Annotated in this window: 12 protein-coding genes, 1 tRNA gene and 2 pseudogenes; 7 read left to right on the forward strand and 8 right to left on the reverse strand. The window is 63.0% G+C overall.

Annotation, left to right across the window (positions count from 1 at the left end; all coding sequences use genetic code 11):
- The 3 genes and pseudogenes from GTP44_RS00005 to GTP44_RS00015 all read right to left on the reverse strand — a co-directional run.
- A pseudogene (locus tag GTP44_RS00005) lies at positions 1-897 on the reverse strand (heme utilization protein); the annotation flags it as partial.
- Between the two features lie 646 nt (positions 898-1,543).
- Entirely contained in the window at positions 1,544-1,933 is a 390-nt protein-coding gene (locus tag GTP44_RS00010; protein WP_161017825.1) for a hypothetical protein, read from the reverse strand.
- Positions 1,934-1,938: 5 nt separating this feature from the next.
- A complete protein-coding gene (locus tag GTP44_RS00015) occupies positions 1,939-2,916 on the reverse strand; it encodes a GlxA family transcriptional regulator (protein ID WP_161017826.1) in 978 nt (325 codons plus the stop codon).
- A gap of 83 nt (positions 2,917-2,999) precedes the next feature.
- Between GTP44_RS00015 and GTP44_RS00020 the strand changes: the two are divergent.
- Positions 3,000-3,503, forward strand: a pseudogene (locus GTP44_RS00020) (DJ-1/PfpI family protein); the annotation flags it as partial.
- Between the two features lie 105 nt (positions 3,504-3,608).
- On the opposite strand, the gene GTP44_RS00025 reads toward GTP44_RS00020, so the two are convergent.
- From GTP44_RS00025 to mscL, 4 genes are read right to left on the reverse strand one after another with little or no spacing between them, the layout of a single operon-like run.
- Positions 3,609-6,209 (reverse strand): polysaccharide deacetylase family protein, encoded by a 2,601-nt coding sequence (locus GTP44_RS00025; protein WP_161017827.1) that lies wholly within the window; start codon positions 6,207-6,209, stop codon positions 3,609-3,611.
- Positions 6,210-6,269: 60 nt separating this feature from the next.
- A complete protein-coding gene (locus GTP44_RS00030) occupies positions 6,270-6,959 on the reverse strand; it encodes a DUF2461 domain-containing protein (RefSeq protein ID WP_161017828.1) in 690 nt (229 codons plus the stop codon).
- A gap of 8 nt (positions 6,960-6,967) precedes the next feature.
- Entirely contained in the window at positions 6,968-8,128 is a 1,161-nt protein-coding gene (locus GTP44_RS00035) for a Do family serine endopeptidase (protein WP_160988552.1), read from the reverse strand.
- Between the two features lie 40 nt (positions 8,129-8,168).
- Entirely contained in the window at positions 8,169-8,606 is a 438-nt protein-coding gene (mscL, locus tag GTP44_RS00040; protein ID WP_160988551.1) for a large conductance mechanosensitive channel protein MscL, read from the reverse strand.
- Between the two features lie 346 nt (positions 8,607-8,952).
- Here mscL and petA point away from each other — a divergent pair, with 346 nt between their 5' ends.
- The 6 genes from petA to GTP44_RS00070 all read left to right on the forward strand — a co-directional run bounded on the left by petA (position 8,953) and on the right by GTP44_RS00070 (position 13,168).
- Complete coding sequence (gene petA / locus GTP44_RS00045) at positions 8,953-9,561, forward strand: ubiquinol-cytochrome c reductase iron-sulfur subunit (RefSeq protein ID WP_160988550.1); 609 nt, start codon at positions 8,953-8,955, stop codon at positions 9,559-9,561.
- Between the two features lies 1 nt (position 9,562).
- Complete coding sequence (locus GTP44_RS00050; protein ID WP_161017829.1) at positions 9,563-10,975, forward strand: cytochrome b; 1,413 nt, start codon at positions 9,563-9,565, stop codon at positions 10,973-10,975.
- Positions 10,976-11,001: 26 nt separating this feature from the next.
- Entirely contained in the window at positions 11,002-11,766 is a 765-nt protein-coding gene (locus GTP44_RS00055) for a cytochrome c1 (protein ID WP_160988548.1), read from the forward strand.
- 112 nt (positions 11,767-11,878) lie between these two features.
- Positions 11,879-12,490 carry a glutathione S-transferase N-terminal domain-containing protein gene (locus GTP44_RS00060; protein WP_072788101.1) on the forward strand — a complete coding sequence of 204 codons (612 nt, stop codon included), beginning with the start codon at positions 11,879-11,881 and terminating at the stop codon, positions 12,488-12,490.
- Between the two features lie 90 nt (positions 12,491-12,580).
- On the forward strand, positions 12,581-13,066 hold the full coding sequence (locus GTP44_RS00065; protein WP_161017830.1) for a ClpXP protease specificity-enhancing factor: 486 nt from the start codon (positions 12,581-12,583) through the stop codon (positions 13,064-13,066).
- Between the two features lie 26 nt (positions 13,067-13,092).
- Positions 13,093-13,168 (forward strand) — tRNA-Thr (locus tag GTP44_RS00070).
- Positions 13,169-13,254: 86 nt separating this feature from the next.
- On the opposite strand, the gene GTP44_RS00075 is transcribed toward GTP44_RS00070, so the two are convergent.
- On the reverse strand, positions 13,255-14,019 hold the full coding sequence (locus GTP44_RS00075; RefSeq protein ID WP_161017831.1) for a hypothetical protein: 765 nt from the start codon (positions 14,017-14,019) through the stop codon (positions 13,255-13,257).
- Positions 14,020-14,032 lie beyond the last annotated feature (13 nt).

A 14,032-nucleotide genomic window follows, 5' to 3' on the forward strand; every position in this document is an offset into this window, starting at 1 on the left:
GGCGCTGGTCAGCGCGGCGGCCTGGTTGGTGCCGATCGCGACGATCTGGTTGGTGCTCAGCGCGTTCAGGTTGTCGGTGCTGATGGCGGCGAACTGGCCGCTGGTCAGCGCTTGTACCTGGTCGGTGGTCAGCACCTTGAACTGGTCGCTGCTCAGCGTGGCGATGATGCTGGTTTTCAGGCCGACGAGGTCGCGGGTTTCAATCGCCGCGATATTGTTGGTCGACAGTGCGTTGAACTGCGACGAGTTCCAGCCGCTGAACTGCGCCGAACCCATGGCGACGATCTGGTCGGTGCTCAGGCCGGCCAGCTGGTCCGAGGTCATCGCGGCGAACTGTGCGCTCTTCAAGCCGGCGATGTTTTCGGTGGTCAGCGCGTGGACCTGGTTGCTGCTCAGCGCGGCGATCACCGAGGTCTTCAGCGCGGCCGCGTCGGCCGACTGCAGGCTCACGATCTGGTTGGTGGTGAGGCTCTGCGTCTGGTCGCTGCCCAGCGAGCCGGCTTGCGTGGTGGTCAGCGCGACGATCTGGTCGGTGCTCAGCACTTTGATCTGGTCGCTGTTCAGTCCGGCCATAGCCGCGGTTTTCAGTGCAGCAAAATCAACCGTGTTCAGCGCGACCAGGGCATTGGTCGTCAACGCCCCCACCTGAGTCGACGACAGCGCGCCGGTCTGCAGCGTGCTCAAGGCCGCAACCTGGTTGGTGGTCAGGCCCAGTGACAATTGGGTGGTGGTGATCACCGCGATCTGACGCGAGGTGAGCACGCTGAATTGCGTCGTGGTAAGGGCGGCGAATTGATCCGAGTTGAGACCTGCGACATCCTCTGTCGCCAGAGCAGCGATCGTATTGGTGGACAGGGCTGCTATCTGGGCGGTGGAAAAACTGGTGACGAGGCTCATTTTTACTCTCCTGAGGGGTACTGCTGAATTCTGTCTTTGGGCAACGCAACCAACGGGACCACCCCAGGTTTGCGCTCGCGGCCGGCATCCCGATCCGCTATTATTTTTCGATTAACACGACTGCAACTGACTATGTTCAATTCTTAACGACAACGGATTCGTTTACTTTAGGAATCTAAAGTTACGAAACTTGTTAGCGCTTACGCGCCCTGCCACCAATGCACTGAGATGATGCACACCACCGCCATGACGAGGTGCTTGGTGAATAAGCGACCGCCGCCAGGGTTTCATTAAGTAAACTTGTTTACTATGAGAAATTAAAACTCTACTGGTGCAATGCCCTGCTTCCAGTCCTCTCACACTGCCTGTGAGCAACAAAAAGCACACAAACAGAGCGCAAGTATAGCTGAAATTAATTTCCCAAAGGAATTTTTTAACGCCACTGTATCACCGCCGCAACCTGATTTTCGGTCAATATTTCGAGCCCGAAAGCCGCATGAATACAGGCTTGACGGGCAAATCTGCGTTTTATCAATACTGCAAAAAGCAATGTTGATTTGAAATTACTTTTTAAATAGGAGTCGGGGCGCAATATTTCCTCAAGACATGATGAGGCTTGCAGATGACCGCAGTATGACGCCGCCGGTCAGGACGCGGTCGCGGGCTGGCGCGCGCGCCGGTAGCAGACGACGGCGGTCACCGCCAGCAAGACCAACGCCAGCAGATTCACCACGAGGACGCCCTCGGCGACACGCAGCGACACGCCGAGGCTGACGCCAGCCTGCAGACTGAACTGCCAGCCACCGTCGAAGCGGTGGAAACTCAGCACTTGTGGCAGGTAATACAGCATGCCGCCCCACGCGCCAGCGCGGTGGCGCCTGAGCGACAGCAGCGCCGCCAGAAAACCGAGCAGCGCGACGCCGAACGTCGCCATGCGCGCCGGCGGCGCCTGGCCCAACAAGCCGAGGCTGACGGCCAGCGCCAGCCCGCTATTGAGCAACAACACCCGGGCCAGCCATTTTTCCAGTTCCCGCATCGGCCTCATCCAAAACGCGATTGATAGTCACTGGGCGCGACGCCCAGCTGCGCGGCAAACGCGCGCCGCAGATTGTACTCGCTGCCGAAGCCGCTCTGGCGGGCGGCGCGCTTGACCGTCATGCCGGGCCGCTCCAGCAGCGCGCAGGCCGCCTCCATCCGCAGGCGCAGCAATAACTGCGCCGGCGACATGCCGGCCTCCTGTCGCAGCCGGCGGTGCAGCGTGCGCACCGAGGTCGCCAGCGCCGCCGCCATCTGCTCGACATCGAGCTGCTGCGCCAGGCGCGGGCGCAGCCACGCGGTCAACTGGCCGTGCCAGCCCTGCGGCGCGGCCTGGGCCAGCAGTTCCGAGCTGAACTGGCGCTGCCCGCCGGGGCGCTTGAAGAACACCACCAGCCGTTTGGCCACCGCCAGGCCGGCGGCGCGGCCGCGGTCCTCCTCCACCAGCGCCAGCGCCAGGTCCATGCCGGCGGCGATGCCGGCCGAGGTGTACAGCGCGCCGTCTCTAATATAGATGGCGTCGTCCTGCACCGTGATCGCGGGATGCTGGGCCTGCAGCGCGGCGGCGTCCAGCCAATGGGTGACGGCGCGGCGGCCATCCAGCAGGCCGGCGCGCGCCAGCACGAAGGCGCCGGTGCACACCGAGCAGCAGCGGCCGGCGTGGGCGGCCGCCTGCCGCACCCAGCCGACCAGCTCCGGCGCCAGGGCCGGGCTGGCGCCGCATTCCAGGCCGCGCCCGCCGGACACGATCAGCGTCGCCCCGGCCAGCGCGGACGGCGATGGCAGCGGCGCGGTCAGCAGCGTCACGCCGGCGCTGGACACGACCGGGCCGCCGTCGGCGGACAGCATATGAATCCGATAAGGTTCGGGCAAGCCGGCGGCGCGCGCCTCGTCGTTCGCGGAAGAAAACACCTGGGCGGGGCCGCTGGCGTCCAGCAGCAGAAAGCCCGGATAGACCAGCAGCCAGAGATCGATGGGTGGCATCTGGCAGATATTCCACCATGGATGGCATATGTGTCAATCGCCGGCATGGCACGATGACAGCCATTCCCATCAGGAGGCAAGCCATGACACGCAGCGTCGGCATCTATGTATTCGATCAGGTAGAGGTGTTGGACTTCGCCGGTCCCTACGAGGTCTTCACCTGCGCCGCGCGGGTGGCGGGCGACGCGCCGTTCGCGGTGCGCACCATCGGCGCCAGCCGTGCGGCGGTGCGTGCCCGCGCCGGCCTGGCCGTGCATCCCGAGACCACGTTTACCGACTGCGCTCCGGTGGACGTACTGATCATTCCAGGCGGCGTCGTGACGGCCGAGCTGGCGCGTGCCGAAGTCATCGACTGGATCGCCGGCATGGCGCGTGAGTGCGAGCTGGTCGCCTCGGTCTGCACCGGTGCCATGCTGCTGGCCGAAGCCGGCCTGCTCGACGGGCTGAGCGCCACCACCCATTGGGAAGATCTGGACGCGCTGCGCGCCGGCTGGCCGCAAGTGCGCGTGGAAGGCGAGCGCCGCTGGATCGACCACGGCCAGATCGTGACCTCGGCGGGCATCTCGGCCGGCATCGACATGTCGCTGCACCTGGTCGCGCGCCTGGCGGGCCGCGCCCTGGCCGAGCGCACCGCCCGCCAGATGGACTACGATTGGAACCCCGGTGTCAGGTCTGACACCGGGTTTTACCGCCTAGAGTTTCTTCAGCTGTTCGCGGGCGTAGGCGGCGCTGGGGTGGTTGGGCGCCAGCGCGAGGAAGCTGGCGTAGGCTTGCCTGGCCTTGTCGGCGTCGGCCAGCTTCATGCGGGCGTCGCCGAGATTTAAATACGCGATGGCGCGCGAGGCGTCGATCTGCACCGTGTTTTCAAACCAGCGCGCCGCTTCGGCGTACTTTTCCTGCTTGTAGTAGACGAAGCCGAGGTTGTTGGCCGCCAACCCGAAGTCGGGCCGGTATTTCAACGCTTCGGTGAACGCCGCCTCCGCCTGCGCGTATTGCTTCTCCTTGTACAGTTGCAGCCCCTTGTCGTTGGCACGCTGCGCCAGTTGGCGCGCCGAGGCGTCCACCGGCTGCGGCGCGGCGATCTTCTGCTCGCCGCCCTGCAGGTTTTTGATGGTCACCGTGTTGCCGTCGGCTTGCTGGCTGCGGCCGGTGTCGAGCTTGCTGTTCAGGGCGATGGCGTCGGCCGGCAGTTGCGCCGATTGCGCGCTGAGGAACTCCGCTTCGGCCGGCAGCTGGAAGACGAATTCGCCCCCCTCCGAGCCCGGCAGGCTGCCGAACGCCGGCGTCTGTTGCGATACGCTGGCCACCGCCGGCGCCACATACGCGGCCAGTTCGGTGGCGGTGATCAGGCCGTCACCGTTGAGGTCGGCCTTGCCGTTCAGCGCCTGCAGCAGGGTCCAGGTGAACACCGAGTGGCCGCCCGGGCCGCCATCGGCCACCATCTGGTCGGCGCCGCCGGCGGTCAGCATCTGCCGGCCGATGCGGCGCGCGTTGTCGCGCAGGAAGGCGTTGCCGCCGCCGCCGCGCGTCAGCCCCAGGCCGCTGTAGCAGGCATCCATCACGAACAACACATGCTTGGCGTTGAGGCTTTCGGCGATGTTCTGCAAATCGGTCATCGGAATGGCGTCGACGCTGACTTGCTGCGGATCGGAGTCGGCCGGGATGATATAGCCGAGATTGCGCCCGGACGATAGCTGGCGCGTGGCGCCGTGCCCGGCAAAGAACACGAAGATGCGGTCGTCCTTCTTCAGCTTGGCCTCGGCCAGCTTGTCGTGGAATACCGCCAGCATGTTGTTGCGGGTCGCCTCGCCGTTGGTCAGCGTGAACACGCGCGCGCTGTCGAAGCCGAACTTGCCCACCAGCGTTTCGCGGATCGCTTTGGCATCCTGCACGGCGTAGCGCAGCTTCGGCCACTTCTGGTAATCGTTGATGCCGATCACCACCGCATAGCTGTTGGCGTAGCCGGTGCTGACGGCGATCTTCTCCGGCTCGGGTTGCGGCGCACCTTTCGGCACGTTGAAATCCTGGCCGTCCCAGCCGGCGAAGCTGTAGCCGTCGGCGATCAGCTTGTCCAGCACCATCGGCAGCGCCTTGACGCTGCGGTCGTGAATGTCGTGGAACAGGATGATGCCGCGCTGCTCCTTGCTCAGCGTGGTCAGCACACGGTTGGCGATCGAGCTCGGCACCGGATCGGCCCAGTCCATCGAGTCGACATTCCACATCACCGAGCGCAGGCCCAGCTTGGACAGCACGGCCATGCCCTCGGCGTTGCGCGCGCCGTAAGGGAAGCGGAACAGCGGCGAGCGGCGCGCATCGGCCGCCTTCAGCGCGGTGTCGGCGTCGGCGATTTCGCCGTACAGCTTGTCGCCGCTCTGCTTCGACAGCAGCGCGTGGCTGTAGCTGTGGTTGCCGACGGCGTGGCCGGCGTCGATCAGGCGCTTGCTCTCGCCCTGGTAGCGGCTGACGTTCTGCCCGACTTCAAAGAACACCCCCGGCACATTGTATTGCTTGAGGATGGCGGCGATTTCTTCGGTATAACTGCCATGCGGACCGTCGTCAAAGGTCAGCACCACGGTTTTCGGCGGCAGCGAATAGCCGAAGGTTTCCTTGGCCGGCGCGGCGGCCGGCGGCTCCGGGTACGGCACGATGACGCCGTAATCCTTCATGATCTGCTCACGGCTGTACAGCTTGCGCAGATGGGCGACGTAGTCGTCCCATTTCTCGCGCTTGGGCGTGATGGCGCGCGCCTCGAAGCGCGAGAAGATATCGCTGATTTCCTTGTCGTATTGCTTCTCGATATCCTCCAGCGCCGCCAGATCCTCGCTGACGCGCTTGTGCAGCTTGATGGCCGGCAGCGTCTGATCGGCGGCGGCCAGCTTTTGCAGCGCCAGCAGCACTTCGCGGAACGCCAGCCGGTCGGCATCGTACAGGTCCGGCGCGGATTCGATATACGACAGCAGCGCATCGTCGGCCGCGTCGCGCTGGGCCGGCGGCAGCGCCTGCGTCTGCGCCAGCAGCGGCTGGATGCGCGCCAGGCGCGCCAGATTTTCATGGAACAAGGACTGGCCGACCTGGTTGGCGGCCTTGCGCTCGCTGTCGTTGAGTGTCTTCTCGTCGGCCAGCAGCACGATGATCTTGCGGTAATTGGCCAGCAGCGCCTGCAATTCGGGCTGCAACGCCGGCGCCGCGGCAGCGGCGGCGGGCGCCTCGGAGGGCTGGCCGCGCAGCGCCATATACGCGCCGCCGGCCGCCAGCGCGGCCACGACCGCCGCGATCATCAACCTGGATTTCATTAGCAATTCTTTAAAGCAACGAAACCGGCATTTTATGACAGATTTGGCAACGCCGGCGACTTATTCCTGGTGCTCGTCCGATTTGGCCTCGCGCATCCACTGCACCAGCGGGTAGGCGTCCTTGAGGCCGGCGGCCAGCATCGGCACCAGCTTTTCCGGCTGGTTCAGCGGCACGGCGATCTCGGTCCAGACGAAGAAGCTCTTCAGCTTGATGTACTCGATGTGCTCGTGCTCCGGATCGAACCCCTTCGGCGGACGCATCAGCTTGCCTTCGTTCTGGATGTCGCCATAGGTGGCCACCAGTTTCTTGTTCTTGAGTACCTTGCGGAAGCCGGCCGCGTCGTCGACCATGTGCTGGCGCAGCGCTTTCAGCCGGTGCGGCGGCGGCATGTATTCGCCGGCGCCGAACAGCAGCTTGCCGCTGCCGTCGATCTGCATATAGTAGGTCGGGCCGCCGGCCTTGCTCGGGCGGCGCATGTCGTTCGGCGCCACCGCCGCCGAGAAACGCGTCTTGTATGGCCGCTTGTCATGCGCGAAACGCACGTCGCGGTTGATGCGGAACATGGCCTTCTTCGGATTGCTGAACTTGACCTGCGCATCGAACTTGCCCAGCTCGGCGATCATGTCCGTCACCACCTGCAGGAATTCCTCGCGCAGGATGTCGTAGCGCGGCTTGTTCATGATGAACCAGGGCCGGTTGTTGTTCTCTTCCAGCTCACGCAGGTATTGGGTCAGGTCGCGCAGATGCATGGGGTTCCTTATTTCGGGTTGGCCGGCCGCTTGCCGACCGTGACGTCCAGCGTGGTTTCCTGGTTTTTACGCAAGATCGTCATTTTAGCTTTTTCACCCGGCGTCAGCTGGGCGATCAGATTCAGCATGCTGTTGGTGTCGGCCACCGGCTTGCCGTCCACCGTCAGCAGAATGTCGCCCGGCTTGATGCCGCCCTTGTCGGCCGGGCCGTGGCGCACCACGCCGGCGATGATGGCGCCGCTCTGGCGCGGCAGGCGGAAGCTGGCCGCCAGCTCGGGCGTGATCTCCTGGCTTTCCACGCCGATCCAGCCACGCACCACATGGCCGGTCTTGATGATGGCTTCCATCACATTCTTGGCGGTCGAGACCGGAATGGCGAAGCCGATGCCGACCGAGCCGCCGCTCTGCGAGTAAATCGCCGAGTTGATGCCCAGCAGGTTGCCGCTGACGTCGACCAGCGCGCCGCCCGAGTTGCCGAAGTTGATGGCGGCGTCGGTCTGGATGAAGTTCTCGAAATGGTTGATGTGCAGGTTGTTGCGCCCCAGCGCAGAGATGATGCCCATGGTCACCGTCTGGCCGACGCCGAACGGATTGCCGATGGCCAGCACCACGTCCCCCACCTGCGCCTGCTCGGCCTGGCCAAGCACGATCACCGGCAGCTTCTCCATGCTGATCTTGATCACCGCCAGATCGGTTTCCGGGTCGGTGCCGACCAGCTTGGCGGCGGCCTTGCGGCCGTCGGTCAGCACCACCTCGATCTCGTCGGCCGCCTCCACCACGTGGTTGTTGGTCAGGATATAGCCCTGCGCCGAGACGATCACGCCCGAGCCCAGGCTGGACTCGTCGTCGTCGCTGTCCTCGCGCTCGCCGAAGAATTTTTTAAAGAAGGGATCGCGCAGCAGCGGATGCTTGCCGCGCCGCGGCTTCTTGCTGGTGATGATGTTGACCACCGCCGGCATGGCGCGCGCCGCCGCCGCCCGGTACGAGCCGCCGGCCGTCACCGGTGGCTTGGCCGGCCCGGCCTCCAGCATCGCCGCCGGATGGTCGGTGCTGCCCATTTGCTGCACGCGCACCGGCGCCGGGCGCTCCAGGCCCGTTGCCTTGTAGACGAAATACAGTGCCAATACGACGGTCACCGTTTGCGCAAACAATAACCAGAGTCGTCGCATAGCAGTCCAGCACGCCGCCTCGGAGGGCGGCTTCTATCAGTTATTTTTTCAGGGAATCGCGAATTTCACGCAACAGCACAATATCTTCCGGCGTGGGCGCTGGCGGCGCGGCGGCGGCCGCCGCCGCGTCCTGCTTCAGGCCCAGCGAGCGCGCCTTGTTCATCAGCCGCACCATCTGGAAGATCACGAACGCCAGAATAATGAAATTGAGCAAGATCGTAGCAAAATTCCCGTAAGCGAACACGGCGCCCAGTTTCTTTGCCTCCGCCAGGCTCAGATTGGCGGCCTGGCCGTTCAAGGCGATGTAGTAGTTGGCGAAGTCCAGCCCGCCAAACAGCTTGCCGATCGGCGGCATGATGATGTCGGCCACCAGCGAGTCGACGATCTTGCCGAAGGCGCCGCCGATGATCACACCGACCGCCAGATCGACCACATTGCCCTTCATCGCGAATTCTTTAAATTCCTGCATCATTGCCATAATATTATCCTCGCCAGTGTGGTCAATTGTGAACAAAACCGCGCTTGGATCATACTATTTTTTCAATTGGATTCCAAACACCCTTGCTGTTTACGCATTTACAAGCCGAATTACGCTATAAATTGACCTACATCAATTTCTGCGCACGGCCCCAGCACCTATCATCGCACCGGGAACGGTGTAAACCTGGATAAATTGGGAATCGGGCAACGTTGGTGTAAGGAGTTGCATCGTGCATACCTTATAAGGTAAGGTGGCTCGGTTTCGTTCTTGATCAAGTTTTCAGCATTCAGGTTGGTACACAGTTCTCGAGATTTTGTTCGCACTTTGACTGATTGGGGTTTGTATGAGTAACGAAAAGCAGGTCGATTCGGGCCGTCGCGGCATATTGGTCGCGACCGGCGCGGCGGGCGGCGTGGTAGGCTTGGCCACCGCCGGCGCATTGGTAAGTACCTTCCAGCCGTCGGAGCGCGCGAAAGCGGCCGGCGCACCGGTCGAAGTGGATATCTCCACGCTCAACGCCGGCGAAATGACCACCGTCGAGTGGCGCGGCAAACCGGTCTGGATCATCAAGCGCACGCCGGACATGATCGCGTCGCTGAAGAAGACCGACGGCAAGGTGGCCGACGCCGACTCCAAACGCAACCCCGAAGAATTCACCCCCGAATACGCCCGCAACGAATGGCGCTCGCGCAAGCCGGAAATCCTGGTCGCGGTCGGCATCTGCACGCACCTCGGCTGTTCGCCCTCGTCGAAGTTCACCCCCGGTCCGCAGCCGTCGCTGCCGGACGACTGGGAAGGCGGCTTCCTGTGCCCGTGCCATGGCTCGACCTTCGACATGGCCGGCCGGGTCTTTAAAAACAAGCCGGCGCCGGACAACCTGCAGGTGCCGCGCTATATGTTTTTGAGCGACACCAAACTGGTCATCGGTAAAGACGAGAAAGGCGAGGCATAACATGGGCGCTTTCAAGGAGACCAAATTCCCGGACGACGCGCCGGCCGCGCAAAAGGCGCTGGGCTGGGTCGACGACCGCTTCCCGCTGACCAAGCTGTGGAACGACCAGTGGGGCAAATACTACGCCCCGAAAAACTTCAACTTCTGGTACATCTTCGGCTCGCTGGCGATGCTGGTGCTGGTGCTGCAGATCGTCACCGGCATCTTCCTGACCATGCACTACAAGCCGGATGCCAGCCTGGCGTTCGCCTCGGTCGAATACATCATGCGCGAAGTGCCGTGGGGCTGGCTGGTGCGCTATATGCACTCGACCGGCGCCTCGGCCTTCTTCATCATCGTCTACCTGCACATGACCCGCGGCCTGCTGTACGGCTCGTACCGCAAGCCGCGCGAGCTGATCTGGCTGTTCGGCTTCGCCATCTTCCTGTGCCTGATGGCCGAGGCCTTCTTCGGCTATCTGCTGCCGTGGGGCCAGATGTCGTACTGGGGCGCGCAGGTGATCGTCAACCTGTTCGGCGCCATTCCGCTGATCGGCCCCGACCTGTCGCTGTGGATCCGCGGCGACTACGTGGTGTCCGACGCCACGCTGAACCGCTTCTTCGCCTTCCACGTGATCGCCATCCCGCTGGTGCTGCTGGGCCTGGTGGCGGCGCACCTGATCGCGCTGCACGAAGTCGGTTCAAGCAATCCGGACGGCATTGAAGTGAAGGAAAACCTGGGCCCGGACGGCCATCCGGTCGACTCGATCCCGTCGCACCCGTATTACACCGTGCACGACCTGTTCGGCGTCTCGATCTTCCTGCTGATCTTCAGCACGGTGGTGTTCTTCGCGCCGGAAATGGGCGGCTACTTCCTGGAGTACAACAACTTCCTGCCGGGCGACTCGCTGAAGACCCCGCTGCACATCGCGCCGACCTGGTACTTCACCGCCTTCTACTCGGTGCTGCGCGCCACCACCGCCGACTTCATGTGGGTGCTGATGTGCTTTGTCGCCGCCTACGTGGTGTTCGTCTGGCTCAAATCGCGCCTGGCGCGCACCACCAAGATCGCCATCGCCGTGATCGCGCTGGTGGCCATCATCGGCATGCTGCCGCAGATCCTCGACGCCAAATTCTGGGGCGTGGTGTTCTTCGGCGGCTCGGTGGTGATCCTGGCCTTCCTGCCATGGCTGGACAAGTCGCCGGTCAAGTCGATCCGCTATCGTCCCACCTGGCACAAATACGTGTACGCCGTGTTTTTCCTGTCGTTCCTGACGCTGGGCTACCTGGGCACGCTGGCGCCGACCGACGGCCGTACCCTGGTGTCGCAAGTGTGCACCCTGCTGTACTTTAGTTTCTTCCTGTTCATGCCTTGGTGGAGCGCCGCCGGCACGTTCAAGAAGGTTCCGGACCGCGTGGTCTACCAAGGTCACTGATCGCTAAAGTATATAAAGGACACCCCATGAAATTCCCGAAACGCGTGCTTGCCATTTTGGCACTGTTGCCCGGTCTGGCCTTGGCAAACGAGGGCGGCATCGCCCTCGACAAGGCGCCGGACCGCTCCAACAACATGGCGGCGCTGCAGCACGGCGCCAAACTGTTCGTCAATTACTGCTTAAACTGTCATAATGCGTCTTCCATGCGCTACAACCGCCTGAAAGACCTGGGCTTGAGCGAGGAGCAGATCAAGGCCAATTTGCTGTTTACCGGTGAGAAGGTCGGCGAAATGATGACCACCAGCATGAAACCAAGCGATGCGAAAGCCTGGTTCGGCGTGGTGCCGCCGGACCTGTCGGTGATCCAGCGCGCGAAAGCGTCTGGCGCCGGCAGCGGCAGCGACTACCTGTACACCTATCTGCGCACCTTCTACAAGGACGACACCCGCCCGACCGGCTGGAACAATATGGTCGTTAACAATGTGGCAATGCCACATGTGCTGTGGGAGTTGCAGGGCGTACAGAAAGTGGTCATGCGCGACGTGCCCGATCCGCACGAGCATGGCAAAATGATGCATCAGTTTGCTGGATTTGAGCAGGTCACTCCGGGTAAACTAGATAAATTGGCGTTTGACACCGCCGTGGCCGACCTGGTCGGCTACATGGAGTGGATGGCGGAGCCTGCTGCGCAGACCCGCAAAAAACTGGGCGCCATAGTCGTGTTATTCATGGCTGTGTTCGCCTTCCTGGCATGGCGCTTGAACGCGTCGTTCTGGAAAGAAGTGAAATAGACGAGAGCGCCGGCTGGTACGGCGCTTGTTTTGCGAAGCCCGCATTGACGGGCCGATATGGGGTGATCCGTTCGCGGCCCACCCCCTTTTGTTCTTCTAAGGAACGATAAACATGATGGTTCTCTACTCGGGCACGACCTGCCCATTTTCGCAACGCTGCCGCCTGGTCCTGTTTGAAAAAGGCATGGACTTCGAAGTGCGCGATGTCGACCTGTTCAACAAACCAGAAGATATCTCGACCATGAATCCGTATGGTCAGGTGCCGATTCTGGTCGAGCGCGAGCTGATCCTGTACGAATCGAACATCATCAACGAGTACATCGACGAACGCTTCCCGCACCCGCAACTGATGCCGGCCGACCCGCTGATGCGCGCCCGCGCCCGCCTGATGCTGTTCAACTTCGAGAAGGAACTGTTCGTCCACGTGCACACGCTGGAAAGCGAGCGCGCCAAAGGCAACGACAAGAGCCACGACAAGGCCCGCGCCGAAATCCGCGATCGCCTGACCACGCTGGCGCCGCTGTTCCTGAAAAACAAATACATGCTCGGCGACGAGTTCTCGATGCTGGACGTGGCCGTCGCGCCGCTGCTGTGGCGTCTGGACCACTACGGCATCGAACTGTCGAAGACCGCCGCGCCGCTGATGAAGTACGCGGAGCGCATCTTCTCGCGTCCGGCCTACATCGAAGCGCTGACGCCGTCGGAAAAGGTCATGCGCCGTTAAGCGGACGCTGGCTGTTTAGTCGAAGTATGACGGCGCGTTTGCCGGCCCTGCGCCGGCGGCGCGCCGTGTTTCACCGCCGTCTGGAATCCCATGCCTGAAATCTCAACCAAGCCCTACCTGCTGCGCGCCATCTACGAGTGGTGCACGGACAGCGGCTACACCCCCTACCTCGCCGTCAAGGTCGACGCCGGCACCACGGTGCCGATGGAATACGTGAAAAAGGGCGAAATCGTGCTCAACATCAGCTTCGGCGCCACCTCGGGCCTGAAGATGGACAACGACAGCATTCGCTTCCACGCCCGCTTTGGCGGCGTCTCGCGCGAAATCTACATCCCGGTCAACAACGTGATGGCGATCTACGCCAACGAAAACGGCCAGGGCATGGCGTTCGAGCCGCAGATCGGCGAGGCCGCCGCGCCGACGCCCGATGCGGTGGACAACGCCCCGGCCGCACCGGCGCTGGCCGCCGTCCCACCGGCCGCCGCCGACGCCAAAACCGACGCCGCAGCGCCGTCCGGCGACGACACCGACCCGCCCAAAAAGGGCGGCCGCCCCACCCTTACGCGAATTAAATAGCGTATAATTCGCACCGTAAAAGTTACGCCGACTTAGCTCATTTGGTAGAGCAGTTGATTTGTAATCATCAGGTGGCCAGTTCGAAACCGGCAGTCGGCACCAAAAAAATCAAAGGGTTACAGTGCATTCGCCTGTAGCCCTTTGTCGTATTAGGATATCCTCCAGCAGGCATTCGGCCCGCCGCTGTCTCAAGGACTGCCGGCATACCTCTTCGACAGCGCCTCCAGCTGCAGCGCGCCATGCGCGCCGATCCAGTTCCACACCGCTTCCACCTGCTCGCGGTTGCGCTGGTAGTAGTTGCGGTTGGCGCCCAGCCACATCGATGCGACACGCACCGGTTTGTTCAGCCGGGTTACCTGCTGGCCGTAGCGTTGGACGATGTAGGGGTCCAGCGCGGACGGCGTCATCAGTGACAGGCTGAAGCCGTCCACCCGCCTGAGCCGCAGTTTGTCCAGATTGTTCCACGAGCTGAAGCTGCCGTCGTCAACTTGCAGACCGGCGGCCTTCAGATGCAAGGCCAGGTTCGTGCCCTGGTTAACCGCCAGGGCATGCGTCTTGAAGTAACGCGCCGGATCGGTATCGGCAGGCAGATGATCCTCCGACCGCACGAACACATACGCCATCGTCCGCAACGCGCGACGATGGTCGGGCTCGCCGCTAGGGGTGGTGGCGATCAGGTAGCCGGTCTGTTGGTCGACCGGCGTTTCGGCGGGGGCGATGTCGATCGCGCCGCTGGTCAGCGCCAGACGCACGCGCGCCATCGGCAGTCGCACCAGCTCGACAGGACAGCCGACGCTGCGGAAGGCGTCGCGGAACAACTCCACCAGCACGCCGGGCTTGGCCGGCACTTCGGCGCCGTTGCCCATGTAGTAGGGCACGCGCTCGCGGTCCGCATAGCCGACGCGCACCGCTGTGCATGGCGCCGCCTGCGCGCCGCTGCAGGCCAGTAACAATAAAATAATCCAA

It is taken from the genome of Duganella lactea (assembly GCF_009857505.1).
Taxonomy (GTDB): domain Bacteria; phylum Pseudomonadota; class Gammaproteobacteria; order Burkholderiales; family Burkholderiaceae_D; genus Rugamonas; species Rugamonas lactea.